The following is a 25230-nucleotide window of genomic DNA, read 5'->3' as shown; positions in this document are numbered from 1 at the left end:
TGTGGTGTCGACGGTCAGTGCGGGCCCTCTCGGATACCGATCGAGACAGCGGCCGCTGGTCGAACGGGAACGGCGAAAACGTGAAACTCGCTCTCGAGTCGCGATCGGATCGTCAGTCTTCGAGGACGATCTCGATCGAGACGTCGTTCGGCACCTGAATGCGCATGAGCTGTCGGAGTGCGCGTTCGTCGGCGTCCAGATCGATCAGGCGCTTGTGGACGCGCATCTCCCAGTGCTCCCACGTCGCAGTGCCCTCGCCGTCAGGCGATTTCCGGGTCGGCACCTCGAGGGTCTTCGTCGGCAGCGGGATCGGACCGCTCAGGTTGACGCCGGTGTTGTTCGCGATCTCGCGGACGTCGTCGCAGATGTCGTCTAAGTCGTCTGGACTCGTGCCCGCGAGTCGAACGCGTGCTTGCTGCATTTATTCTTTCTCGTGGACTTCGAGGACCTTGCCGGCGGCGATGGTCTGACCCATGTCGCGGATGGCGAAGCTCCCGAGTTCGGGGATCTCGCTGGACGGTTCGATGCTGAGGGGCTTTTGCGGTCGGATGGTGACCACGGCAGCGTCGCCCGACTGGATGAAGTCGGGGTTCTCCTCGGCGACCTCGCCGCTCGAGGGGTCCATCTTCTTGTCGATCGACTCGATCGTACAGGCGACCTGAGCCGTGTGAGCGTGGAAGACCGGGGTGTAGCCGGCCGTGATCACGCTGGGGTGTTGCATGACGACGACCTGGGCCTGGAACGTCTCGGCGACGCTTGGCGGGTCGTCGGCGGGGCCACAGACGTCACCACGTCGGATGTCGTCCTTGCCGATGCCGCGGACGTTGAAGCCGACGTTGTCACCGGGCTCTGCTTTGGGCACCTCTTCGTGGTGCATCTCGATCGTCTTGACCTCGCCGCCCACGTCGCTGGGCTGGAAGGAGACGTTGTCGCCGGTGTTGAGGAGGCCGGTCTCGATACGTCCGACAGGGACGGTACCGATACCCGAAATCGTGTAGACGTCCTGGATCGGGAGTCGAAGCGGCGCGTCCGTCGGCGGCTCCGGCTCCGGCAGGTCGTTCAGGGCCTCGAGCAGGGTTTCGCCGTCGTACCACGGCGTGTTGTCGGACTTCTCGGCGATGTTGTCGCCTTCGAACGCCGAGATCGGGATGAACGAGGCGTCGTCGGTCTGGAACTGAACCTGCTTGAGCAGCTGGTTGACTTCCTCGACGACCTCGTCGAACGTCGACTCCTCGTAGTCGACGATGTCCATCTTGTTGATGCCGATGATGAGTTCGTCGATACCGAGGGTACGAGCCAGGAAGACGTGTTCCTGGGTCTGGGGCGCGACACCGTCGTCGGCGGCGACGACGAGGACCGCGTTGTCGGCCTGCGAGGCCCCGGTGATCATGTTCTTGACGAAGTCTCGGTGGCCCGGACAGTCGACGATTGTGAAGTCGTAGGCGTCCGTCGAGAACTCCTGGTGGGCGATGTCGATGGTGACACCACGCTCTCGCTCCTCGGCGAGGTTGTCCATGACGTAGGCGAACTCGAAGCCGCCCTTACCCTTCTCTTCGGCTTCTTCGCGGTGCTGTTCGATGACGTGCTCGGGTACGCTCCCCGTCTCGTAGAGGAGTCGCCCCACGAGCGTACTCTTCCCGTGGTCGACGTGACCGATGATGGCCAGGTTCTGGTGTTGGTCGCTCATTGTTGTAGCTCACGCGCAGAGGCGCTTATATCGGTCCCTTTGGCTCGTTGCGGTTAAAACCATTTCGAAAGCGTATTCGGTCCATCCCGCCGCCTTCTTGCGGTTTGGCTAGCATTCACACGACATGGACCGTTCGAACGGCCGGGGTAGCGGTCGCTCGGATACGCACGACGTCGAGGACCAACTATTCGAACGGAAGAGCCGAAAACACGGAGTGTACGGGAGAAACAGCCGGTTACAGCGGCGGGAGACGGCCGACGTCCGACAGCACCGCGGTCGCCGTCTCCGGGCCGCCCGCGCCGCGACCGCTCGAGTGCAAGGAGCCGGCGTTGCGGGTCTCGATCTGGACGATGTTTCGCGTGCCCGTGACCGCGAGCGCGCCGTTCTCGGGGATGAGCCGCGGGCCGACGCGGACGCCGTCGCGGGTCGCCTCGCCGATCAGCCGGATCGTCCGCCCGTCCTCGGCGGCGAGATCGAGCGCACTGCCGGGGATCGACTGGATGCCCTCGACGGTCGCGTCCGCGAGCGAGAACCCGCCGTCGGCAAGCACGTTCGCGAGGATGACGAACTTCAGCGCGGCGTCGGTGCCGTCGACGTCGAAGGTCGGATCGGCTTCCGCGACGCCGAGGTCTTGGGCCTCCGCGAGGACGTGTTCGTAATCGAGACCTTCCGCGGCCATGCGCGTGAGGATGAAGTTCGCGGTGCCGTTGAGGACGCCGCGGACGGCGGTGACCGACTGGGGCGTGCAGTCCTCGATCGTCGACAGCACCGGAATCGCGCCGCCGACGGTCGCCTCGAACCGGATCGAGCCCGCGCTGTCGGCCTCGAGCGCGCGAAGTTCCTCGTAGCGTTCGGCGACCGGCCCCTTGTTCGCCAGCACGGCGTGGCGGTCGGCCTCGAGCGCGCGCCGGACGTGACTGAAGCCAGGTTCGGCGTCGTCCAGCGTCGTCGGCGTCGCCTCGATGAGGACGTCGTACTCGGTCTCGAGGACGTCCTCGGGATCGGCCGGTCCGATGGCCTCGTCGCCGGCCTTGCGCTCGAGGGCCGCCTCGACAGGGATCCCGTCGGGATCGACCGCGGCGCTGGTCGAGTCGGCCAGCGCGACGACCTCGTGGCCGTACTCGCCGGCCAGATCGGCCACCGAACGGCCTACGTCGCCGGCACCGAGAATTGCGAGTCGCATCAGGCCTCACCTCCGAGCAGCGGTTCGACGACGGTCAGTTCCTTGTCCGAGCCGATCGAGCGGATGGCCGCGAGGGCCTCCTCGGAGCGGCCGGAATCGATCGCCAGCCGGGCACGGGCGCTCGAGATGCCGTCGGTGCCCTCGGGCGCGGCCAGCGAGAGATCCTGGACGACGGCGTCGGCCTCGTCCTCGATCCGTGAGAGGGTGTTCGAGAGATCGGTCTCGACGAGGTTGCCCACCAGCACGACGCTGACTTCTTCGCCGTAGTGTTCCTCGCCGGCCTGGATGACGTTGACGCCGGCACCGCGCAAGGCGTCGACGATGTCGTCGAACCGGTCGGGCGGACACTCGAGGTCGACCTCGACGGGAATGTGCCCACGCGGTGTGATGTTGCCCCGCTGGTGGTGGATGCTCAACAGATTGCCGCCGTTGTCGGCGATCGGGGCGAGCGCGCGAAGCAACTCGCCGGGTTCGTCGACCAGCTCGAGCCGGACGGTGTACGCGCGGACGCCGCCGTCGGTCTCGGCGTCGGGCTCGTCCTCGCCGGAATCGGGCGCGTCACCCATCGCCGACACCTCCTGCCTGCAGGCGTCTACTCGTCATGATATCTGATGTCCGTAACGGGCGCGTAAAAGGATATAGGACTTGCCAAAACTGTCCGACCCTGTCAACGTGGGACACAGGGGGAAGACGAAGCGTGGCCCAGTCTCCGAGCCGTCAGAGGTGGTCCTTCCCGGGGTTCGACGAGCCCCAGTCGCCGCGGCCGCCCTCGGTCCGATCGACGCCCATGATCGACTCGGGTTGGTCGGGGCCGCCGAGGCTGTCTCGAGCGTCGGGGACGCGGACGGTGACCTCGTCGATCTCCGGCCACGTGATGAGTTCAGCCTCGATGTTGCCGGTCGTCACGTCGCTGACCGAACACCCCTTGCAGCCGCCGCCGAGTTCGATGATCACCTCGCCCGTCTCGGGGTCGGCCGCCCGCACCGCGCTGGTCCCGCCGTGCATCTGAATGATCGGCATCTCCTTGGCCATCCACTGCTCGACGCGTTCCTGCAGTGACGGCTCGTCCTCGGAGTTGGTCATGTGCCGTGCTAGGCGCTCGAGCGTGGTATAAGTTGGGTCACGGCGGCGAAAACAGCCGAATTAATCCTGAACGTTTCCGTTCCCGCGTCGGCGGAGCCACTCGAGGCCGGCCGCACCCCCGACGAGGGCGGCGGCCCCGGTAAAGCCGGGAACGGAGTCATCCGCGCCGTCTGACTCGGAACCGTTCGATGGAGAGTCGGCATCGAACCCGTCGTCGACCACGGTGGTGCCGCGCTCGATCGGGAACGTGTAGAGTGCCCCGTCGAGGGACGTTCTCGGGATCGCTTCCGTACTCGACGCGACGAAGGTCTCGCCGGGCTCGAGGACCTGTGCGGTCCAGAAGGCGGTCTCGTCGGCGTCGCGCCACCACGTGAGCTCCTCGGGCTCGCTCGGGTCGGAGACGTCGTGGATCTTCACGCCGCCGCGGTACCACGACGAGTAGAGGCGGCCGTCGCGGAACTCGAAGTTGTGCGAGGTGGTCCACCGGCGGCCCGCGTAGGTCTCGTCGTCGGCCCGCGGCGGGTCGATCGAACCCCTGTGAACCGGCTCGGCAGTGTCGCTCACGTCGTAGAGGTCGATCCCGCCCGGCCGGTCGGGATCACCGCTGGTCGCCCACGCCTCCCGGCCGACGGCCATGAGGTCGCCGGTGTCGTCGACGGCGGCGTAGTGGTCGTTGCCCGGCAGTCCGTAGACGGCGTCCTCCCGGGCGACACCCTGCTGGGCCTCGAGCGTCGTGTCCGCGACGTGAGAGACGTACTCGGGAGCGGTCGGATCGCTCACGTCGACGAGATAGGTGCCGGCGTTCCAATAGGGGAGGTACGCGAGGTCGTCCTGCACGTATACGTCGTGGAGGTACCGCCCGAGGAAGGGGCGATCCCGCCAGCCGGGGTCGCGGTCCAGCAGCGACCACGAGCCGATCCGTTCGATCCCGTCGGCCACGTCGAAGATCGCGAGCGCGTTCGTGTCCGTATCGAAGTCGTTCTCGGCGACGAACAGCAGGTCGCCCTCGAGATAGCAGTTGTGGATGTGGTAGCCGGTTTCGTACTCCCCGGCCGGAATCGGGTCGGCGGGGTCGCTCACGTCGTAGCAGCGAAATCCCATCGGCTCGTAGCCGAAATTGGCCGGTCCCGCAACGACCAGTCGGTCGCCGTCGACACTCACGTCGAGTATGTTAGACAGTGGCCGATCGCCGATCTCGACCTCGCGGTCGACGAGGACCGTCGGGTCGGTGGGGTCGCTCACGTCGACGGTCGCAAACCCGGTCATGGTCGCTAGATACGCCGTTTCGCCGCCGTCGCCGACGACGGCCTCGGCGGCGGCCTCGACGGGCACCCGACCGAGCGGCTCGTAAGATCCCTGTCGTGCGGTTGCTGGCCCCATTCGAGCCGTTGTGACCGGGGCCGCGCTCGATAGCGATAAGCCGACGGCGCTGGCCCGGAGGAAGATTCGTCGCTCCATACGTATGGCCTCTCGTCCAGCTACGTGAACGCCACGGGCCCGATGGCCCGTGGCTTCCCGTGGGTTAGTCTGACACACCTACGATACCATCGGCGTGGTGGCTTCTGGCGGTGCCGTGGGTCACGGTCGGCTGGTTCACACAGCCCGATGCCTGCCGTCGCATCTTCCGCACATTGGGAAGCGTCTTGAGAGCAGGCACATTTCGATTTAATTTCCCCAATCCCTTCTTGGCGATGTTGATGGCCGCATTCCGATCAGCGTGGTCTTGGCGACCACACTCCACGCATTTGAACCGCTTCTTGTTCCTGTTTACGCGGGTCGTATGCTCGCAATCAGTGAGCGAACACGCCTGACTCGTATATTTGGGGTTGATTTTATCGGAGGGGATTCCTTGGAACGCGGCTTTGTACGTGATGAACTCCCGGAGTTTACGGAACGGAAGTGAGTGGAGACGGCAGTTCATACGGGTACCGTAGTCAATCGAGTCCCGCATGCCTTTGAGGTCTTCAAAGACAATAACGGGCTTCTCAAACCGTGACACCCACTCCACGACTTGTCGAGAGACTTTATGGAGCCGATCGTGAACGAACCGTTCCTCCTTCCGCTCGAACATCCGGTCGAACGACGACTTCCCGACGTTCTGTGTCCGCTTTCGCATCGTGAAATACCGATGGCGCTTCCCCTTGATTTCCGGGTAGTCGATGACTACCGAATCAATGATATCCTCCTCGTGGAGTGCGGCGAGAGCGACACAGTCCTCGTTAATATCCGCACCAACCACCGTTCGTGACTCCTCTTTTTCTCGAACTTTGGCCTTCGTGTGGGTGATGTTGATGTGGAGTTCGTAATTCTTGTTCCGTCTCATCGCTTCTGCCGTTCCGACACGCCACGCATCGGATTGAATGGCGTGTCGGAGTTGTTCGAGGGAGTCGGGTGAGCCACTGAGAGTGCCTTTTACCGTGTTGTACGGTTTCGTGCTGGCCCGATAGCGGATGCAGTCGTCTTCAAGGAACAGGTTGTAGCCTTCTTCGTAGTTTGACCGGAGCGGATATGCCCCATCTTTGGTGTGGCTGGGTTGGTTGTAGTCGTCGTACTCGTAGTAGTTCTCCATCGCTTCAAGCGATTTCTGTACGACGAGTTGCGCGGTGTTGTTCACGAGGTCGGCGTCAGACTCCAAATCCTGCCGAATCTCATCCCAGTCCTCACCGTTCTTTGCCCGACGGATGGTTTCGTTGTACACGCGCCGGGCTTCGAGGAAGGCGTCGGCCAGAAGTTGCTGACCACTCTCGTCGGGCTGAAGTTGGAAGACGAGTGTTTTGGTCAGCGACTTCTGCATACCTTAATTGTGGTACAGCTCCCTTGTGAAGATGTGGGATACGGGTGATAGGTTGGCTGAGTGTCGGGCTTCACCCCCGACCACGGTGGGTCGGGTACTCGCTTTCGTTTTTCTAGTACAGAAGCCCCACTCGAGCGGACGGGCGGTCACGGAACACGGGTCAGGTGGCAGCCACGGAACGCGGGTCAGGGATCGGTCGCAGACGGGCGACCGGTCACTCCCGCAGTCGCCGCCGGTCGCCGGTGCCCTCGGTGAGCGCACTCGCGAGCGCGCCCTCGACGACGACGTCGTCACCCTGATCGGTGACGCGAATCTCGGGGACGTTGGTCATCACCATCTCCGAGACGCGCTCGCGGATCGGATCGACGACCAGCTCCTCGTTGTACAGGGCGACCGCGCCGCCGAAGGAGACCACGAGCGGGGCGAAGGCGTGGATCACGTTCGTGACGCCGATCGCGTTCCAGTGGGCCAGTTGCTCGATGACGTAGTCGGCCAGTTCGTCCTCGCCCGCGAGTTCGAAGACGTCCTTCGCGGTGAAGTCGGGGCCCTCGAGCGGGAGGCTCGTCGAAATCGTCGGGTCGTCCTCGGCCAGCAGGCGGGCGTAGTCGGGGATGGCGTTGCCCGAGCAGTAGGCCTCCCAGTGACCTTCGTGACCGCAGCCACAGGTCAGTCGGCCGCGCGGATCGACGACGTAGTGGCCGACCTCGCCGGCGTTGCCGTCCCAGCCGCCCACGACCTCGCCGTCACAGCAGACGCCGGCACCGATCCCCGAGGAGATAGTCACGTAGACCATGTCGTCGGGGTTGCGATCGGCGTGAAAACGCTCGCCGATGACGCCGGCGGTGGTGTCGTTGTGGAGGAAGACGTCGTCGCTGCCGATCAGTTCCGAAATCGGCCCGGTCAGCGGGATCCGGTCGATCGAATCGGGGAGGTTCGCGGGGTCGATCACCGCCCCTTCGGCGAGGTCGAACGGTCCGATCGACCCGATTCCGGTCGCGGCGATCCGCTGAGGGTCGATCCCCGCCTCCGCACACGCCCCCCGAAGCGTTCGCAGCACGCCCTCCGTCACGTCGATACCAGTCGGCCCGCGCGGCGTCGATCGGCGGTTCGTGCCGATCCTCGTCCCGTCGGCCTCGGCGACGACCGCCCGGACGTTGGTCGCACCGAGATCGACGCCCGCATAGTAGACCATGCTGTCCTAGGGACGACCGCGACCCTACTTAACTACCCAGATTGTACTCGCCGATGAGTTGCGATCTCGATACGTCACGGCCGGCGTCGCCCGCCGTCCGGGCCGTGATCGGGGCGTACCGCCGCCGCCGACACTCGTATGTTACTCTGTGTCATAGTCCTAGTATGGCTACCGACGACCCACACCCCGACCGCGACGCCGACCCGGCCGCGGTTCCCTCCGACGCCGAACTCGAGGCCCTCCACGAGGTCGAACTCGGACTCGAGTGGATCCAGCGGGCCCAGGGCTGTCTGCTCGAGTTCCACCACGCAACGGGCCACGGGATGGACCACCTCGCCCGGAGCGAGGAGTTGCTCAGAGAGGCCGGTAACGACGATCTCGCGGACGCGATCCGAACCGAACTGCTCCCCCACGGCGTCGTCGACGAGGACCGCTGGTCCTACGACGTCCTCGAGAACTTCCAGACCACGCTGCTCGCGGAGACCCGATCGCTCGAGCGCCGGGTCCGGCGTGAGTTGGCCGACGGGAAACGACACGTCCGCGAACGCCGACAGGAACGGGAGTGGAAGCGACGGGCGGAGAAGTGATAACCGACGCTGTCGGTCGCCGAACGCCGTTCGTGAGTGGGCGTCTGTCGCGTCGCCACCGGGAGACGGAATCGGGCGGAAGCGAGACGGCGGATCGCGGCCTACTCCATCACGTCGAGGTCGCGGAAGTAGGTGACCGGGCAGGGGGCCTGCAGGATGATCTCCTGCGAGACGGAGCCAAGAACGGCCTTTTCCGCGGGCGAGCGCCGGCGGCCGCCGACGACCATGCGATCGGCGCCGACGTCGACCGCCATGTCGACGACCTCGCTACTGACCTCGCCGAGCGCGCCCCTGATCTCGTAGTCGACGCCGGCGTCCTCGAAGCGCTCCGCGAGTTGGGGCACCGGCGCGCGCTCGGCAGCGACTGCATCGGGGTCGACGTCCTCGGCGCGAGCGTCGAAGCCGAGTTCCTCGTGGATGTCCTCGTACTCGTCTTCGGTGAAGGCGTGGCCGATCACGACCGTCGCGTCGAGTGGATCGGCGATCTCGAGAACGGTCTCGGCGAGTTCCGGGGCGCGTACTGTGTCCATCGGTCCGACCGCAAGGAGTACTGTATCGATTGCCATACCGTCACAGTGGTTGGGCCACCCGCTTAAGTATTCTCGTCGTTGCAGTATTCCAGAAATACCCGACGGGACCCGGGCGCGGACGGTCGTGGCGGGACTACTCCTCGAACCCGTCGCTGCGGACGAAGGTAACGGGACAGGGGGCCGACAGCATCACTTCCTGGGCCGTCGAGCCGAAGATCGCCTTCCCCGTCGGCGACCGCCGGCGACCGCCGACGATGACCCGATCGGCACTGGCGCTCTCGGCCAGTTCGACGATCGACGGGCCGTGTTCGCCGACCGCACCCCGGATCTCGTAGTCGACGTCGTGGTTCTCGAGGACGTCCCGGATGTCGTGGATCGTGGCGTGACGTGCGGCCACCTCGTCGGGGTCGATCTCGTTGACGGTCGGATCGAAATCGAGGCGGTCGAGGACGTCGTCGTACTCGCTGCTGGTGAACACGTGCGCGAGAACGACCGTCGCGTCGGCGGGGTTCGCTACCTCGAGGGCAGCCTCGGCCAGCAGTCCGCTTCGGTCGGAATCACCGGGACCGACAGCAAGCAATACTGTCTCTAGCATGGACAGGGATTGCTCGTGCAGCGACGTAAATCCGAGGGTCACGGAAGCGGACGGTGACGGCCCCGTCCCGGGCGATTTTTCCACGTTCTCGCCGACGGGGAAGACATGGACGGACCAGACCTCACGGGGCAGACGGTACTCGTCACCGGTGCCGGCCGCGGCGTCGGCCGCGAACTCCTGTTGGCGACGGCAGACTGCGGCGCGAAGACGGCGGTCCACTACCACACGAGTGCCGACGCCGCTCGCGAGACGGCCGCCGACGCCCGCGAGCGCGGTGCCGAGGCGGCGACGACGGTACAGGCCGACGTGACCGACCCCGACAGCGTCGACGGCCTCTTCGAAACCGTCGAAGCCGAACTCGGGGATGTCGACGTACTGGTGAACAACGTCGGCGACTTCGCGCCCGCCCACTGGGAGTCCCTCGCGTTCGAGACCTGGAACCGCGTCCTCGAGACGAACCTCAACGGGACCTACCTCTGCTCGAAGCGGGCGCTGCCGGCGATGCGCGAGAACGAGTACGGTCGGATCGTCAATATCGGGTACGCCTCGAGCGAGCGGGCCATGGTGAGCCCCAAGAACTTCCCCTATTTCGTCGCGAAGACGGGAGTGTTGATGTTTACGCGGATGCTCGCGGCCGACACGGCCGACGACGGGATCACGGTCAATGCCGTCTCGCCGTACGTCGTGGAGAACTCCGACGAGTTCCCCGCGGACCTCCCGCGGGACCGGCCCGCGAGCTTCGAGGACCTGATCGCGCCGCTGTATTTCTTCCTCGATCCCGACAGTGAGTACGTCAGCGGCGAGAACATCGAGGTCGACGGTGGCTGGCTGCCGGAGACGGTCTGAGGACCGAGCAGTCGATCCGCGGCGCGATGTGCCGCGGGTCGTTTTTGATCCAGCCTTTTGCGAGGAGCGGGTCTCGAACGGCGTGAGAGACCCCGACGCAGTAAAAAGGTGGGTGGAGAACATCGATGTCGACGATGGCTGGCTACCCGAGGACGGCTGACCGTTCGAACGGGCACTCCGACTCGACCCGGCATCGAAGACCCGACGAGTCGCCGTGGAACCGGCAATTGACAAGGTTTGGCCCCTCCCTTTCACGCGTTCGGACTCTAGCACACACATGAGTCTCCCGATCGCGATGGGGTGGCGACACCTGCTCTTTGCCAACTGGCCCGTCGAGCCCGAGATCGTCGCGGCCCGACTGCCGGACGACCTCGAGGTCGAGACCTACGACGGCCGGGCGTGGCTCTCGGTCGTCCCCTACCTGAACGTCGACGTTCGTCCACGGGGTGTCCCCGCGGCCGCCGGCGTCGATCTGCCCGAACTCAACCTCCGGACCTACGTCAGCCGGGACGGCGAGCCCGGCGTCTACTTCTTCAGCCTCGACGCCGAGGGAATGCTCGGCGTTCTCGGCGCACGGCTGTTCCACCGGCTGCCGTACTACTACGCCGACGTCGAGATCTCCGGGACCGAGCGCGGTATCGCCTTTGCGAGCGAGCGCCGGCACCCGGGTGCCGCCCCGGCCGAATTCGTCGGCACCTACGCACCCGTCGGGGACGCCTTCAAGCCGGAACCCGGCTCACTCGCGGCGTTTCTCACCGAACACTACCGCTACTACACGACGGCTCGAGACGGGACGCTTCGCTACGCCGACATCGACCACGAGCCCTGGACGCTCCGGGCGGCGACGGCCGAGATCGAGCGGAACACGCTGTTCGAGGCCAACGGGTTCGACGCGCCCGCCGGGACGCCGGTCTGTTACTACAGCCGCGGCGTCGACATCGCGTCCTCGCGGAATCGGCGGTGGGAGTGAGTCGACCGCGGGGGCAGAGACCCGACACTGATCGAAGCGGACGCCCTCGAGGCGCAGTCGTTACCGGTCGACCGGAAAGAGCGGAACCTACATGTTCGTGAGACCGAACGGAGACGTACAATGAACGAACCTGGCATCCAGTCGCTGATGGACCAGGAGACGCTCGATCGGCGCGTTCGAACCGACGAAGCCCCAGAGTGGGTTGCCGACCACTGGCACTCGTTTCGCGAGGGGCTGCTGGGCGAGCGAAACGGCACCTCGTTTCCGTGTTTCTTCGGGGCCGAATCGGTCCGGGACGGCGAGCCGCTCTACACCGCAGTGCCCTCGATGAGCGATGCCGACGCGCTGTTGACGCTGCGCGATCGGCTCCTCGAGTACCTCGAGGTCTACGAGGACCACTCCGAGCGGGCGTCGCTCGTGACGTTTTTCAAGCCGCCCGCGGAGCCGTTGTCGGAACGGGAGTACCACGACGCGCTCTGGCACGTTCTGCAGACGTTGCACTGTCACGATCCCGAGCCCTGGCCCGCGGACATTCCGACCGATCCCGACGATCCCTACTGGGAGTTCTGTCTCGGCGGCGAACCCATGTTCCCGACCTGCCGGGCTCCCTTCTACGATCGGCGCAAGAGCCGGTACTGCCCGATCGGCCTCGAGATCACGTTCCAGCCGCGGGCGCTGTTCGAGTCCCTCGATGTCACCGCCGACACCGAGGCCGGCCAGCGCGCCCGCGACGTGATTCAGGACCGCCTCGAGGAGTACGACGGCGTCTGTCCCCACGCCGACATCGGCGACTGGGGCGTCGATGGCGACCGGGAGTGGCCCCAGTACATGCTCTCGTCGGACGAGGAACAGGCCCCGTCGACGTGTCCGATCACGATCACGCGAACGCACCCGAAACCCGCCGCGCGACTGCCATGACGGCGGACGGGGTCGCGATCGGAGACCGGCTCGAGAACGCCGCGCTCGTCCTCGTCGACCTCCAGCGGGGGTTCGACGACCCCTCGTGGGGCGAGCGGAACAATCCCGACGCCGAAGCCAACGCCGCGGCCCTGCTCGAGCGCTGGCGCGAGGCCGATCGCCCGGTCGTCCACGTCCGGCACGACTCGACGGAGCCCGACTCGCCGCTCCGGCGCGACGAGGCGGGGTTCGCGTTCAAGCCCGAGACCGCGCCGGTCGACGGCGAGCCGACGCTCGTCAAGTCGGTCAACAGCGCGTTCGTCGGAACGGGCCTCGAGGAGCGCCTCCGCGAGCGGGACATCGAGACGCTCGTCCTCGTCGGGCTCACGACCGACCACTGCGTCTCAACCACGACCCGGATGGCGGAGAACCTCGGCTTCGAACCGATCGTCGTCGCCGACGCCACCGCGACGTTCGGGCGGACGTTCGACGGCGACTCGTTCGGTCCCGAAACGGTCCACCGAACCGCGCTGGCCCACCTCGAGGGCGAGTTCGCCGCGGTCGTACGCACCGACGAGTTGCTCGGCGCCGGACCCTGATTCCTCGGCCGACGAGACGCGACGACCGGTCTCGATCGGACAGGAGATCGGACCCAGAGGTCCCGTGCGCGCCGATGACAAAACAGTAATAGAACGGGAGACAGTCAGGGAGACCAATGAGTGACGATCGACGACCGTTCGTGGTCGTGTTACTGGGGAGTGCGCTGGCCATGGCGGGACTCGTTCATCTCTGGCTGCTCCCGCGATATCTCCCGAACGAACCGGTATCGGCCGGGCTGGCACTGATCGCCGGCTGGGCGAGCGTAACACTGCTATGTTACGCGATCGGGCGGCTCCAGTCCGCTCCCCGGGAGTTGCCGAACATGCGGTTTGCCGACATCGGTATCGCGCTCCTGTTGGTTTCGCTGGTGATCGCGCTGGCGCTCGATGCAGTCGGACTCGCGTCCGAAGCGACCGCGCCGGTCTATGCCCTGCCGGCGCTTGGCATCTATGCCGGCCTCGCACTGATCGGCTGGTCGATCGGCCGCCGGACGGAAGCGATCAACGAGATCGTCCGCTAGTCACGCCGGCTGCTCGTCCGGTCGGGAACGGCTCACTCGACGCTCGATTCGGAGTTGGCGACGAAGACCGGCACGTCACCGAACCGGACGACGTGGTCCGTGACGCTGCCCATCGCCATCCGGTGGACGCCGCCCCGTCCGCGGGTCCCCATGACGATGAGGTCGGCGTCGACGTCGCGGGCGTACTCGAGGATCGCCTCCGCCGGCGGTCCGTCGAGGACCGCCCCGGTGGGCTCGAGGCCGGCGGCCTCGGCGGCCTCGACGACCGCATCGACGGATTCCTGCGCTCGGCCCCGCATCGCGTCTTCGGCGCTGGCGGCCTCGCCCGGGAGGCGGAGACCGCCGAGCAGACCGGTGTCGGCGACGCTGACGACGTGTACCGCCGCGTCGTGGGCGGTCGCAAGTTCGATACCGGTCTCGGCGGCGACCTCGGCGTGGTCGCTCCCGTCCGTCGGAAGCACGATCGTGTCAAACATTTCTCGGTCGTACGACAGGCGCGGTGAAATTCCTACCGGAACGTGACTTCGATCGGGGCCGACGGATCAGATGAACGCCAGCGGCACCATCACGGCCACGCCGACGGCGATCCCGGCGAGTAGTTCCCGCTTGCCGCCGCGAGGGAGCCCCTCGCCGACGTCAAGCGCCTCGGGGATGAACTCGGTGAGGACGAGGTAGATCATCGCGCCCGCGGCGAAGCCGAAGCCGTAGGGAAGGAACTCCCGAGCGTAGCGGACGAAGCCGAACGCCAGTACCGCCCCGATCGGCTGGGGGAGACTCGAGAAGACGGCCCACCAGACCATCTTCCATTCGGAGACGCCCATCGAACGCAGCGGGATCGAGATCGCGGTCCCCTCGGGTACGTTGTGGATGGAGATCGCGATCGTCATGAAGATCGCCAGTACGGGGACGGTAAAGCCGAGGAACTGCGCGCCGCCCTCGAGACCGAGGTCCGCGAAGGAGACGCCGATGGCGACCCCCTCGGGGAAGCTGTGAACCGTCAGGATTCCGAGGATGAGGACGAGTTTCTTGAAGTCGGCCTGCTCGTACTCCCGCGGATCGATCTCGGTGTCCATCAGGACATCGTGTGCGATGACGACCAGTGCGACGCCGGCGACCATTCCGATCGCGATCTCGAGGGGTGTCCCCTCCGCCAGCCCCTCCTCGACCAGTCCGAACAGCGACGCTGACACCATGATCCCCGAGGACAGCCCCCAGAGAACGACGTTACGCCGATCGCTAATGCCATCGAAAAAGAAAAACGGGAGCGCGCCGAGGCCGGTCGCCAGCGCCGTGATCAGGCCGGCGATGAACACCAGCACGAGGTTCTCCAGCGCAACCATCTACCGGATATCGGTGATAAACGTATAAATCGGCGGCGAAAGCGGCGTTCGTAACCGTGTTATCGACGGTTCGCCCCCTCATACGGTGGGCAGCGGGGGCGTTCGCTCCGAGATCGCCGACCGATACCGTCAACAGCCACCCGCCGAATGGCACGTGTATGTCACTGTGGCGATCGCGCCGGGCCGGCTCCTACCTCGCGCTGGTGGCCGGAACCACTGTCGCCGCCACGCTGCTGTACAACTACGGGATGGCGACCTTGGAGAACGACCCCCAGCCGCTCTACCGGTCGCTCGAGGTCGTCTTCCAGACCTTTACGACGACCGGCTACGGCGAGGATGCGCCCTGGTCGACGCCCCAGATGAACTTCCTGATGATCGGGCTCCAACTGACGGGAATCGGGCTGATCCTCACGGGTGTCGACATCTTCGCCGTCCCGTGGCTCCGATCGGCGCTCGCGACGACGCCCCCGACGACCGCGTCCGACCTCGAGGACCACGTCATCGTCTGCGAGTACTCGCCCCGCGGCGATGCCTTTATCGAGGAACTCGAGTCCCGCGGACAGGAGTACGTCGTCGTCGAGTCCGACGAAGGAGCGGCGAGGGAACTCCACGAGACCGACCGGCGGGTGGTCCACGGTGATCCCGAATCCATCGACGTTCTCGAGGACGCGGGGATCGAACGGGCGCGGGCAGTCGTGGCCGATGCAGCGGACGACACGAACGCGAGCATCGTCCTCTCGGCGCAGGAGGCAAACCCCGAGATCAGGGTCGTGACGCTGGTCGAGGATCAGCGCCTCGGGGAGTATCACCGGATTGCGGGGGCCGACGAGGTCCTCTCACCCCGGCAGTTGCTCGGCGAGAGCTTCGCCCACCGGGTGCCGACGGCCGTCACGACCGCGGTCGACGAGGGGGTCGAGATCGGGAACGATCTGGAACTCGTCGAACTCTCGATCGCCGAGGGGAGCGACCTCTGTGGACGGACCGCCGACGCGGTCGGGCTCCGGAACCGGTTCGGCGTCGACGGGATCGGGGCCTGGTTCAACGGGGACTTCGAGAGCCCGATTCCGCCCGATCGCGACCTCGAGACGGGGACGCGACTGCTCGTAGCGGGCGAGCCCGACCGGATCGACGAGTTGCGGGCCGAGGCCGCGTCGACGGTCCATCCCTTCGCGGCACGGCGTGTCGTGATCGCCGGCTACGGCGAGGCCGGTATGGCGGCCGGCGAGGCGCTCGCGGCGACGAACACCCGGGTAACCGTCCTCGACAGCGACGACAAGGACGGCGTCGATATCGTCGGAGACGCGCGCGATCCGGCGACGATCGACGAGGTCGGGATCGACGGTGCGTCGGCCGTGATCATCACGCTGGACGACGACACGAGCGCCATCTTTGCCACGCTGGTCGTCCGAGACCTGGACCCATCAGTCGACATCATCGTTCGGGCCAACGACGCGGAGAACGTCCAGAAACTGTACCGTGCGGGCGCGGATTACGTCCAGTCGCTGGCGACCGTCAGCGGGCGGATGCTCGCCTCGACCGTCCTCGAGGACGAGGAGGTCCTGGCCGTCGACAGACAGGTCGACGTCGTGAGACTCCCCGCCGGCGAGTTGGCCGGGCGAACGGTCGTCGACGCCGACGTCCGCTCCCGGACCGGTTGTACCGTCCTCGCCGCGGTTCGAGACGGCGAGACGATCACCGAGTTCGATCCGGCCGCGTTCGTCTTCGAGGCGGGCGACGAGGTCGTCATCGCCGGGACGGACGAGAGCGTCCGCTCGTTCGAGACGCTGTTTCTCGACTGAGAACGCGGCAAGCGGTTCGGTCGTCGCGGGTCAGTTCGGTATCGCGGGCCGGCAGCCGCCGCCTATACCAGCGATCGGAGGTCCAGATCGAGGTGCTGTTTTGCGAGTTGGACGAGCAGCGGCGCGTCCTCGAGTTCGAGCAGGCGCGCGATGGCACGGAAGTTCCCCTTGTTCGCCTTGGCCAGCGTGTCGTCGTCTAGGCGCTCGAGGTCCCGCATGAGCTTGTCGTAGCGCTCGTTGGGTGCGAGATAGAGGAGGCGAGTCATCAGCAGCCGGTTGTCGACGTTGGGCGCGACGTCGCGGTGCCAGAGGGTGTCATAGACCGCGAGGTTCTCGGCGGTGGGCTCGATGTCGTCGTGTTTGAGACAGCTGTCGGCGGCCATGGCGGCCACCCGGCCCGACTGCATGCACTTGTTGATTCCCTCGCCCCAGAGCGGGTCGACGGTCGGGACCGTGTCGCCGATGGCCATGAACCGGTCGGTGTGGAGCTGGCCGGGCTTTTGGATGTGGGCCGAGCCGCGGTGTTGCTTGCCGGCGATCTTTTCGGCCTCGCTGAATCGAGGGTCGGTCTCGAGCCAGTGTTCCATGTAGTCGTCGATGGTGTGGCCGTCCTTGGCGTAGCGGCTGTGGTGTTCGTTCTGGATGTAACAGAGGCCGACCTTGGCGGTGTCCTCGCCGGTGTGGAAGATCCACGAGTAGCCGCCGGGCGCGATCTCGTGGTCGAGCCGGAGCATCATCGCGTCCCGCAGGTCGGCGAAGCCGGGGCGGTCGATATCGATCCCCTCGAACTCGTACTCGATGCCGATGGCGTGGTTCTCGCGTTTGAGGTCGACGACGTCGAGCTTCTTCGCGAGGGGGGCGCTCGGCCCCGTCGCGTCGATGACGATGTCGCCGTACACCTCTTCGTCGCCGTTGTATCTGACGCCGGCGATCTCGCCGCCCTCCATGATCGGCGCGGTCACGCGGGCGTCGAACCGGTACTCCGCACCCGTTTCACGCCCGTCTGCAACGAGGTAACGTTTGAAGTCCGCGAACTCCAGTACCGCACCGGGCTGGTCCCGGACGTAGTGTTCGGTCGGGGACTCGAGGACGACACTGTCGGTGTACTGCATCACCACGTCGTCGGGGATACCGAACGCGGACATCATCGAGTGGAAGGTTCCCGCAGTGGACTTGTTGCTCTGGCGCGGGAACTCGTCCTCCGCTTCGGTCTCGAGGACGACGACGTCGTACCCCCTGGCAGCGATATCGCGGGCACACTGTGCGCCGGCGGGACCGGCACCGGCGATGACTACGTCGTAGCGGTCGTTCATGTAATCGGGACTGTGGCGGACCTTAATTAGTTTGTCCAGTTACGACGGGCGGTACGTAGTGGAATCCCTTGGGTACCGGGCCTGACTCGGGAGAACCGATAGACCGGTCGTACAGCATCGATACCGGGAGATACTCCGCTAATCGAACAGGTTCGGCGGAACGAATTGACGTCTCGAACGTAACGCCGTGGGCATAGTTGCCATGGGACACAGAGAGTTCTTCGAGGCCGTCCACGACGAGACGACAGGTCGCTACCGAACGATCGTCACGGGGACGGGCGCCTGTCGGGCGATCCGTTCGGCGACGCTGCCGAGCAGTACCCGCGAGAACCCGGTCCGGCCGTGACTCCCCACGACGATCCGGTCGACGCCGTTCTCGACGGCGAAGTCGACGATCGCCTCGGCCGGTTGGCCGACGATCGTTGCCGTCTCGAGCGCACAGTCGTACTCGGCCGCGCGCTCGTCGGCCTCGGCGAGCAACTCCTCGGCGGCCTCCCGCTGGCGCTCGAGCAGTCCCTCCGGACCCAGATGCGCCATCTCGCCGTAGCCGCTATCGGTCGGATCGACCGCGTGAACGACGGTGAGGTCGTCGTCGGGATGCTCCCGGCAGGCGAACTCGAGGGCCGCCCACCCCGGTTCCGAGTCATCGAGCGCGACCAGTTGGTGCATACCGGACCGTACGCCGACCACCCACTTGAGTGTCAGGCCCTGTCACATCTAGTGACGACTGAGTGTCCCGCAAACCGAACCGCCGCGAGCGAATCGACGCAGACTGCGGTCACTCAGCCGATCCGGCCGGTGGGACGGCCGTCGCGATCGATCGCAGCCACGAGTCCCGATCCGCGGCCTCGAGGGCCGCGGAGGCGGCCCCCGTCGCGTCGACGCCACACTCGAACGCGCGGGCGACGTCCGCGGCGGTGCGGACCCCGCCGCCGACGAACGTCCTCGTCGCCGGGCGTTCGTCGGCGACCGTCTCGACGAACGTTGCGATCCGCTCGGGGTCGCTCCGGATCAGCCCCGCGTCGCTGCCGATATCCGTCGGCCGCTCGAAGAGCAGACAGTCCGGCTCGGCGGCCAGCGCCATCCGGGTCGTCGCCCGGCTCTCGACGGCGACGATCGAGTCGAGGCCCAGTTCGCGACACCGGTCTACCGCACGCTCGAGGGCCGTGAACGCGACCTCGTTCTCCGGATGCGAGACGAAGACGGCGTCGGCCCCCGCGGCCGCGACCGCCTCGAGGGAGAGGTCGCCCACGCCACACTCCGCTCGTGGGGTACCCGCCTGCGCGACGACGAGCAGGTCGGTTCGCTCGGCGACGCGCCGGAGGTCGGGGGGCTGCGGAGCGACGGCGAACCGACGCCCCGTTTCGTCGGCGACGCGGTCGATCGTCTCCGCGAACGCGAGGCCGTCGTCGCCGGCCGTCCCCTCGGCGGCCTTGAAATTTACCAGAAAGAAGGGGTACTCGAGACCCATTCCCGTTACTCGGAGTAGCCCTCCTGTAAGAACGCGCCCTCGGTCTCGTACATCGAGACCAGTTCCTCGATGAGTTCCGCGGGCGATTGGCCCTCCTCGCAGTGGCTTTCGAGTCGCTCCGCCAGATCGTCGCCGATCTCGAGTGTCTGTGTCATGGGTACGTGTGGTGCGGCCGGTCCGCGTTCCGTCAGCCGTACAGTCTGCACCCAGCGGCAAATAGTCCGGGGGCACACAGCCGAAATCGACCGGATGCCGGCCGGTTCTCGCCTGCGGCCGTCTCCCGCCGGCACGGGACGGCCGGTCGTTTACCCCGATCCCCCTCGTATCCGCTCCCCGTGACAGCACCACTGACCGACGATGCGGTCGGCAAGACTGTCGTCGATGTCGAAGGGAAGGAACTGGGCATCGTCGCGAAAGTCGAGAACGGCAGGGCGTACGTCGATCCCGACCCCAGTCTGGCCGAACAGGTCCTCGCCTCGGTCGGCTGGGAGGGCGAAGACGACGAGGACTACGTCGTTACCGAGGACATGCTTCGCCGCGTCGACAACGAGGTCGTCCTGCGGGGCGAACTCTAGTCGGTGCGTTCGCACCGGCCGACAGCGTCACTCGAACGAACCGTCGTCAAGCGACTGTTCGCGCCAAGTCGTCCAGTCGTACATCCGCTCGAGTTCGCCGCCCTGCTGGCGGATTGCCACGGCGGTGTTGAACAGGAACGCGGCGACCAGCGAGGTCCCGACGAGCCACGCGGCGTCGGCGAGTGCCCCGTAGCCTGCGAGGTGGTTCGTCACCAGATCGACGAAGACGACGGCAGTGACACAGACGATCGCCGGCAGCAGGTGTCGCGTCAGGGCGGCGAATGTCGTCCCCTCGTGGACCCGCACGGCGCGGACGCCGTACAACACCGCCCACGCGGAAGTAACGATCCAGCCGACCGCGACCACCAGCCGGGTCGAGGCGGTCTGTGCGAGGAAGGCCCCCCACCACGCGGCGACGAAGCCGGCGATGACGACGTAATCCGCCCACGCCGGTAACAGCCGAGACCGGTCGCCCGCGGCCGGCTGGTCGTGGTACATCGCACGGATCGCCAACGCGATAAAGAGGAAGAAAAAGAGGATCGCTCCGTCGACGAACCGGCCGATCCACTCGGGCTCGAGCAACAGCGAGGCGACGCCTGAGACGGCGTAGACGATCGCCGCGCCGATGCCGATCAACAGATACCACTGTTCGGTGGTGGCTTCGACGGCCAGCACCTCTCGAACGTAGATGATCGCATAATAGAGCAATACGACGGCTGCAACGCCCATCGCGAGGTACGCGAACAGCCGTCCGATCGCGACCGTCGTGGCCGGATCGCTGGCATCGAACGTGATCGACGAAATAGGGGCGAACACCATCGGATGAACGTGACAGCCGAGCCAGTATAAGTATGTATCCCTGTTTCCGCCGCTCGGGAAGCCGTCGCGGACGACCGCGCAGCGTCCGACATACCGGCCAGTGACGAGTCGGTTCAGCGACCGCGGTCGCACCGCTCGAGGCGACGGCTGTCGGTCCCGGCGCGGTCAGACAAGTACCGAGGCGGCGAGAAAGGGATCAGCGGCCGAGTCCCCGCTCACGGGTCCTCGTCGTAGATGTCGCGGGTAGGCTCGCCACTGACGTCGACGACGCCGAGTGCGCCGCGGCGGGCGGCACGAGTCAGGGCGTGGTCGACGATCTTGACCGGTCCCGGCACCGGGAACTCCATTTCGGCCGCGGCGGTAGTGCCGGGTGCGACGGGAGCGGTTTCGACGTTGCGATCGGGGTCGGTCAGGAGGTCGCCGTCGCGGTAGAAGCGACTCCAGACGTTGCCGATGGCGTGCCAGGAACTCAGCAGGTTCGGGCCGCCGTTGGCGAAGTACACCCGGGCGGTTTCGCCAGTGTTGGCCTCCATGGGGACGCCGCCGTCGGGGGTGAAGCCGTAGGCCTGGCCGTTGAAGACCACGTAGGTCGGCTCTTCTTTGAGCATCGCATCGAAGTCGAAGCCGTGGTGGCCTTCCTCGCCGAGGTCACCGTCCGTGTAGATCTCGTGCTGACCGAGGTAGAACTCGTTGTCGACCTCGGGCAGACCGTCCTCGGGTTCGACGAGGATCGAGCCGAACATGCCGCTACTGATGTGCTGATCCATGTTCGGGATCGCACAGTGATAGATGAACACGCCGGCGTAATCGGCGGTGAAGCTGATCTGGGTGGGGTCGTCGCCGGGCGCGATCGTGGTCGCGTCGGCACCGCCGCCGGGGCCGTAGACCGCGTGGAAGTCCATGTTGTGGGCGGCCACGTTCAGGTCGTCGGGGACATCGAAGGTGAGGTTCACTCGGTCGCCGCGGCGAACCCGGAGCATCGGTCCAGGCACCTGCCCCTCGAAGGTCATGTAGTCGAAGGTGACCCCGGGCTCGATCTCGGCCGTGACCCGCTCGGTCCGGATCGTGACGTCGTGTTCGCGGGGCTCGTTCCAGTCGACCGGGTCCGGAATGTCCGTCGGGTCCCGCGCGATGCGGTCGACATCGACGGTTTTGGCCGCTGGCAGCCCCTCGTCCTCAGCCGCCGACTGGTCGCCGTTCCCGCTGTCGGTCTGGGTGTCGCCACCGAGGCAGCCGGCGACTGCCAACGCGCCGGTCGCTCCGATCGCCTGCATCGCCCGTCGTCGGGTGAGATTGGATTGGGTCATTGGTCTTCTCCTCACTTGCTCATACTGGGGGGATACGTTCAGGGGTGTCGACGATTCTCGGGTAGTGGTAAGAGATCTGACCCTTCCCAACATATCGTGGGTGTTTAAATACTTCGTCGGATACTGTACTGTTTCGTCCGATAGAGGGCCCCTCAACCGGATCGATACGAGACCGAACGCGGCAGCTAGTCTCGAATCCTCGAGTTCCAGATACAAGAGCAGCCACCCGGCAGTGGGGGAACCGCCAGAACGAACACGGGACGGCACGAACGGCCGGTCGATATGATCCGATCGAGCGGCGCGAGACGATGCCCGCCCTCGAGTCGGGCGTCTACTGTAACTGGGGAGCCGGCGGGCCGAGCCCTCGTCGCGTCGTCGAGGCAGCCGAGGCGGCGCTCGAACACCACGAGTACGAGGCCCCGACGGCCGAGGGGATGTATCCCGCGACGTTCGACGTCTACGACGAGGCACGAACGGCCGTCGGCGGCCTACTGGGCGCGACGCCGGACGAGATCGCGCTCACGGAGAGTACGACCGACGGGATCAACCGGGTCGCGGGCGCGTTCGACTGGGACGCCGACGACGTGGTGGTCCGGACCGATCTCGAACACTCGGCGGGGATCCTGCCGTGGCAGCGACTCGAGCGCCAGGAGGGGCTCGAGGTCCGGGTCCTCGAGACCAGCGTTGCGTCGGAGACGCAACGAGCAGACGGCGATCGCGCGGAGCAAAGCTCCGCGGACCATTCGAGCGGGCAGCGCCCGCGAGAAGAAGCCGTCGATGAGGGCGGACGGCTCGACCTCGAGGCGGTGAAGGCGGCGGCCGAGGACGCGACGCTGTTTTGCGTGAGTTCGCTCACGTGGACCCACGGGACGCGGCTGCCGGTCGCGGAAATCGTCGACATCGCCCGCGACGCCGGCGCGCTGACGCTGATCGACGCCGTCCAATCGCCCGGACAGGTACCGGTCGACGTCCGGGAGTGGGGTGCCGACTTCGTCGTCGGGGCGGGCCACAAGTGGTTGCTCGGCCCCTTCGGTGCCGGCTTTCTGTACGTTCGTGACGGCGTCGAGGACGGCCTGTCCCCCGCCGCGATCGGCTACCGCAGCGTCGAGGAGGAGAACGCGGACGACTACCGGTACGCCCCGGGCGCACGGCGATTCGAGGTCGGGACCGCCAGTCCTGCACCCTACGCCGGGCTGACCGAGGCGATCGATCTCCTCGAGGCGATCGGAATCGACGCGATCCAACGCCGGATCGAAACGCTCACCGACCGGCTCAAGGACGGGGTACCGGACGATCGACTGGTGAGTCCGCGCGAGTACGAGTCCGGGCTGGTGACGATCGACGCCGACGACCCCGCGGCGACCGTCGACCGACTCGCCGACCGGGGGATCGTCGTGCGTCCGTTGCCAACGCCGGATGCGATCCGAGCGTCGATCCACGCGTTCAACAGCGAGGCGGACGTCGACGCGCTGCTCGAGGCGCTGTAGCCCTTCCGGCAATGGCCGGTCGGGGCGGTCAGTCGGCGGCCTGTCGCTCCTCGAGGGCGGATCTAACGTCGCCGTACCGCTCGAACCGGTCGGCACCGATGTAGTCGACGGTGTCTTGCAGGTACTGGGCGAGCTGTTTGCCGATCCGTTGCTGGTCGTAGCCGTCGAAGGGCTGCTCGTCGTAGATCGGGTCGGCGAGCAGTCGATTCTCGACGTACTCCTCGATACGGGGCTCGTAGACGTCGGTGACGATATCCGGTTCGGCCACAGCCAACTGCTGTAAGACCCAGCGGCCGTTCTCGATGTGGCGGGTCTCGTCTTGTCGGACCTTGCCGATGGCTTCCTGGAACGACTCGAGGACGATGTCCCGCCCCATTGCCTCGGCTTTCAGTTCGATCATCTGATCGAAGCTGAGGTAGCCGCCGCGGGCGAGTTGTGCCTCGACGATCCCCATGTAGTTCAGGTAGGCTTCCCCGAGGGTGTAGACGAGTTCGGTCCGGTCACCGCCGTTGATCGCCGCGAGGAGGTCGTCGGCGGTGTCGTAGAGGTCGTCCGTGCTGTACCCCTGCTCCTGATAGCCGCCCTCGCGGTAGGGGGCCGTCTCCTGCGTGCCGAAGACCTCCTCGAAGTACCGGCTGAAGAGGTCGGTGTGTTTGGCCTCCTCGTAGACCTGCTGGGCCAGGTACATCTCCTCTTGGACGGTGTCGAAGGGCATCTCCTCGTTGGGCAGGGCGTCCAGCGCCATCATGTACGGCGCGAGCGTCCGGGTGACGTCCTCCTCGCCATCGTAGAAGCCCGAACACGTCGCGAGAAACCGGTGTTGTTCCGCCTCGGTGAACGACGCCCAGTCCTCTTGGTCCCGCTCGAGGTCGTACTCGTCGGGGTCCCACGTCCCCTCCCGTTTGCCCTTCCGATAGAGTTCGTACGACGTCTCGCGATCGCTATAGTCGATTGTCATGTGGTGCCACGACAACAGATACCATAATCAACGTTCCGGTCGGTTTCACCGACTGTCGTCGGGAACGAGAGCAGTCGGCCGAACCGGTACCCGGCGGCCTGGGACGCCGCAGCCGTCCGTTTCCGAACCGCTACTCGGCGGCCGAATCGGCCGACGCGGCGGCCGTCTCGAGCATCGTCTCCCGCTCGTCGAAGTAGGCCGGCGCATCGGCGTCGGCCTCGAACTCGATGACCCGGGTCAGGGCCGTCTGGCCGTCCTCGACATCCGTGGCCAACTCCTCGGCAAGATCGGTATAGTCGGCCGCCAGGTCCTGAAACGCCTGCATCCGGGCCTGTTTGGCCTCGACGAGGAGCTGTTTCTCCTCGAGTTCCGCCTGTAACTCCTCAATCGCCGTGACGTCGACCTCGCCGGCATCGGGGACATCCGCGGTCGAGGGGGTTTCGGTCGCCGGTACCTCGTCGGGCAGGGCCTCGAGGCGCGAGCGGATCTCGGCCATCTCGGCGTCGATCTCGTCGAGGAGGTCGTCGGCCTCCGCGGCCATCGTCTCGACGCTGCCCGAGAGCAGGCCGGCCTGCGTACGACAGTACTCGACGAGGTCGTCGACCGCGAGTGGGTCCGCGGCGTCGTCGCTCATAGTCTCCCTTGGGGCTGCCGGCCGAAGTCACTTTGGTCCCGAC

The 25230-nt window shown here is 66.2% G+C and carries 29 protein-coding genes; 9 read left to right on the top strand and 20 right to left on the bottom strand.

Going from position 1 to position 25230, the window contains the following annotated elements; all coding sequences use genetic code 11:
• Window positions 1–112: 112 nt before the first annotated feature.
• From rpsJ to NATPE_RS03195, 8 genes are all read right to left on the bottom strand, one after another.
• On the bottom strand, window positions 113–421 hold the full coding sequence (rpsJ, locus tag NATPE_RS03230) for a 30S ribosomal protein S10 (RefSeq protein WP_004215311.1): 309 nt from the start codon (window positions 419–421) through the stop codon (window positions 113–115).
• Window positions 422–1687 carry a translation elongation factor EF-1 subunit alpha gene (gene tuf, locus NATPE_RS03225; RefSeq protein WP_006181534.1) on the bottom strand — a complete coding sequence of 422 codons (1266 nt, stop codon included), beginning with the start codon at window positions 1685–1687 and terminating at the stop codon, window positions 422–424.
• A gap of 235 nt (window positions 1688–1922) precedes the next feature.
• The gene (locus tag NATPE_RS03220; protein ID WP_006181535.1) at window positions 1923–2870 is read right to left on the bottom strand and encodes a homoserine dehydrogenase; all 948 of its coding nucleotides are present in this window, start codon (window positions 2868–2870) and stop codon (window positions 1923–1925) included.
• Window positions 2870–3436, bottom strand: a complete 567-nt coding sequence (locus NATPE_RS03215) for a hypothetical protein (RefSeq protein WP_006647757.1) — start codon at window positions 3434–3436, stop codon at window positions 2870–2872. Before NATPE_RS03215 ends, NATPE_RS03220 begins: the two co-directional genes overlap by 1 nt.
• 151 nt (window positions 3437–3587) lie before the next feature.
• Entirely contained in the window at window positions 3588–3953 is a 366-nt protein-coding gene (locus tag NATPE_RS03210) for a NifU family protein (RefSeq protein ID WP_006181537.1), read from the bottom strand.
• Window positions 3954–4013: 60 nt separating this feature from the next.
• Complete coding sequence (locus NATPE_RS03205) at window positions 4014–5411, bottom strand: LVIVD repeat-containing protein (RefSeq protein ID WP_015298735.1); 1398 nt, start codon at window positions 5409–5411, stop codon at window positions 4014–4016.
• A 64-nt stretch (window positions 5412–5475) separates the two neighbouring features.
• Window positions 5476–6747 (bottom strand): RNA-guided endonuclease TnpB family protein, encoded by a 1272-nt coding sequence (locus NATPE_RS03200; RefSeq protein WP_006181539.1) that lies wholly within the window; start codon window positions 6745–6747, stop codon window positions 5476–5478.
• A 214-nt stretch (window positions 6748–6961) separates the two neighbouring features.
• Window positions 6962–7939, bottom strand: coding sequence for an ROK family protein (locus tag NATPE_RS03195; RefSeq protein WP_006181540.1), 978 nt, complete (start codon window positions 7937–7939; stop codon window positions 6962–6964).
• A gap of 164 nt (window positions 7940–8103) precedes the next feature.
• Here NATPE_RS03195 and NATPE_RS03190 point away from each other — a divergent pair, with 164 nt between their 5' ends.
• Window positions 8104–8526, top strand: a complete 423-nt coding sequence (locus NATPE_RS03190; protein WP_006181541.1) for a hypothetical protein — start codon at window positions 8104–8106, stop codon at window positions 8524–8526.
• Between the two features lie 101 nt (window positions 8527–8627).
• On the opposite strand, the gene NATPE_RS03185 is transcribed toward NATPE_RS03190, so the two are convergent.
• The gene (locus NATPE_RS03185; RefSeq protein WP_015298734.1) at window positions 8628–9092 is read right to left on the bottom strand and encodes a universal stress protein; all 465 of its coding nucleotides are present in this window, start codon (window positions 9090–9092) and stop codon (window positions 8628–8630) included.
• 97 nt (window positions 9093–9189) lie between these two features.
• Window positions 9190–9651 carry a universal stress protein gene (locus tag NATPE_RS03180; protein ID WP_006181543.1) on the bottom strand — a complete coding sequence of 154 codons (462 nt, stop codon included), beginning with the start codon at window positions 9649–9651 and terminating at the stop codon, window positions 9190–9192.
• Between the two features lie 105 nt (window positions 9652–9756).
• Here NATPE_RS03180 and NATPE_RS03175 point away from each other — a divergent pair, with 105 nt between their 5' ends.
• The 5 genes from NATPE_RS03175 to NATPE_RS03155 all read left to right on the top strand — a co-directional run bounded on the left by NATPE_RS03175 (window position 9757) and on the right by NATPE_RS03155 (window position 13484).
• Window positions 9757–10497, top strand: coding sequence for an SDR family NAD(P)-dependent oxidoreductase (locus NATPE_RS03175; RefSeq protein WP_006181544.1), 741 nt, complete (start codon window positions 9757–9759; stop codon window positions 10495–10497).
• A 277-nt stretch (window positions 10498–10774) separates the two neighbouring features.
• Window positions 10775–11467: a YqjF family protein gene (locus NATPE_RS03170; protein WP_006181545.1), complete on the top strand. Its 693-nt coding sequence runs from the start codon at window positions 10775–10777 to the stop codon at window positions 11465–11467.
• A 120-nt stretch (window positions 11468–11587) separates the two neighbouring features.
• Window positions 11588–12385: a YqcI/YcgG family protein gene (locus NATPE_RS03165; protein WP_006181546.1), complete on the top strand. Its 798-nt coding sequence runs from the start codon at window positions 11588–11590 to the stop codon at window positions 12383–12385.
• Window positions 12382–12963, top strand: coding sequence for a cysteine hydrolase family protein (locus NATPE_RS03160; RefSeq protein WP_006181547.1), 582 nt, complete (start codon window positions 12382–12384; stop codon window positions 12961–12963). Before NATPE_RS03165 ends, NATPE_RS03160 begins: the two co-directional genes overlap by 4 nt.
• A 116-nt stretch (window positions 12964–13079) precedes the next feature.
• Complete coding sequence (locus NATPE_RS03155) at window positions 13080–13484, top strand: hypothetical protein (RefSeq protein ID WP_006181548.1); 405 nt, start codon at window positions 13080–13082, stop codon at window positions 13482–13484.
• A gap of 32 nt (window positions 13485–13516) precedes the next feature.
• Here the strand turns inward: NATPE_RS03155 and NATPE_RS03150 are convergent, their stop codons facing one another.
• Window positions 13517–13960 carry a universal stress protein gene (locus tag NATPE_RS03150; protein ID WP_006181549.1) on the bottom strand — a complete coding sequence of 148 codons (444 nt, stop codon included), beginning with the start codon at window positions 13958–13960 and terminating at the stop codon, window positions 13517–13519.
• A gap of 66 nt (window positions 13961–14026) precedes the next feature.
• Window positions 14027–14824, bottom strand: a complete 798-nt coding sequence (locus tag NATPE_RS03145) for a ZIP family metal transporter (RefSeq protein WP_006181550.1) — start codon at window positions 14822–14824, stop codon at window positions 14027–14029.
• 158 nt (window positions 14825–14982) lie between these two features.
• Here NATPE_RS03145 and NATPE_RS03140 point away from each other — a divergent pair, with 158 nt between their 5' ends.
• Complete coding sequence (locus NATPE_RS03140; protein ID WP_006181551.1) at window positions 14983–16623, top strand: potassium channel family protein; 1641 nt, start codon at window positions 14983–14985, stop codon at window positions 16621–16623.
• Between the two features lie 62 nt (window positions 16624–16685).
• On the opposite strand, the gene NATPE_RS03135 is transcribed toward NATPE_RS03140, so the two are convergent.
• The 4 genes from NATPE_RS03135 to NATPE_RS22540 all read right to left on the bottom strand — a co-directional run bounded on the left by NATPE_RS03135 (window position 16686) and on the right by NATPE_RS22540 (window position 19562).
• Window positions 16686–17936, bottom strand: a complete 1251-nt coding sequence (locus NATPE_RS03135; RefSeq protein ID WP_006181552.1) for a digeranylgeranylglycerophospholipid reductase — start codon at window positions 17934–17936, stop codon at window positions 16686–16688.
• A 252-nt stretch (window positions 17937–18188) separates the two neighbouring features.
• Window positions 18189–18605: a universal stress protein gene (locus tag NATPE_RS03130; RefSeq protein ID WP_006181553.1), complete on the bottom strand. Its 417-nt coding sequence runs from the start codon at window positions 18603–18605 to the stop codon at window positions 18189–18191.
• Window positions 18606–18714: 109 nt separating this feature from the next.
• Window positions 18715–19407: a triose-phosphate isomerase gene (locus NATPE_RS03125; protein WP_006181554.1), complete on the bottom strand. Its 693-nt coding sequence runs from the start codon at window positions 19405–19407 to the stop codon at window positions 18715–18717.
• A gap of 5 nt (window positions 19408–19412) precedes the next feature.
• Entirely contained in the window at window positions 19413–19562 is a 150-nt protein-coding gene (locus NATPE_RS22540) for a DUF7557 family protein (RefSeq protein ID WP_006181555.1), read from the bottom strand.
• Window positions 19563–19742: 180 nt separating this feature from the next.
• On the opposite strand from NATPE_RS22540, the gene NATPE_RS03120 reads away from it, so the two are divergent.
• Window positions 19743–19982, top strand: a complete 240-nt coding sequence (locus NATPE_RS03120) for a hypothetical protein (RefSeq protein ID WP_006181556.1) — start codon at window positions 19743–19745, stop codon at window positions 19980–19982.
• Window positions 19983–20009: 27 nt separating this feature from the next.
• Here the strand turns inward: NATPE_RS03120 and NATPE_RS03115 are convergent, their stop codons facing one another.
• Both NATPE_RS03115 and nirK read right to left on the bottom strand, forming a co-directional pair.
• Entirely contained in the window at window positions 20010–20801 is a 792-nt protein-coding gene (locus NATPE_RS03115; protein WP_006181557.1) for a hypothetical protein, read from the bottom strand.
• A 215-nt stretch (window positions 20802–21016) separates the two neighbouring features.
• On the bottom strand, window positions 21017–22075 hold the full coding sequence (nirK, locus tag NATPE_RS03110) for a copper-containing nitrite reductase (protein WP_015298733.1): 1059 nt from the start codon (window positions 22073–22075) through the stop codon (window positions 21017–21019).
• A 341-nt stretch (window positions 22076–22416) separates the two neighbouring features.
• Here nirK and NATPE_RS03105 point away from each other — a divergent pair, with 341 nt between their 5' ends.
• Entirely contained in the window at window positions 22417–23595 is a 1179-nt protein-coding gene (locus NATPE_RS03105; protein ID WP_006180827.1) for an aminotransferase class V-fold PLP-dependent enzyme, read from the top strand.
• A 28-nt stretch (window positions 23596–23623) separates the two neighbouring features.
• On the opposite strand, the gene NATPE_RS03100 is transcribed toward NATPE_RS03105, so the two are convergent.
• A complete protein-coding gene (locus tag NATPE_RS03100; protein WP_006180826.1) occupies window positions 23624–24553 on the bottom strand; it encodes a ferritin family protein in 930 nt (309 codons plus the stop codon).
• 130 nt (window positions 24554–24683) lie between these two features.
• Complete coding sequence (locus NATPE_RS03095) at window positions 24684–25187, bottom strand: hypothetical protein (RefSeq protein ID WP_006180825.1); 504 nt, start codon at window positions 25185–25187, stop codon at window positions 24684–24686.
• Window positions 25188–25230: the final 43 nt, after the last annotated feature.

Source organism: Natrinema pellirubrum DSM 15624, assembly GCF_000230735.2.
Classification (GTDB): domain Archaea; phylum Halobacteriota; class Halobacteria; order Halobacteriales; family Natrialbaceae; genus Natrinema; species Natrinema pellirubrum.
This window is presented reverse-complemented; position numbering and strand designations above follow the sequence as displayed.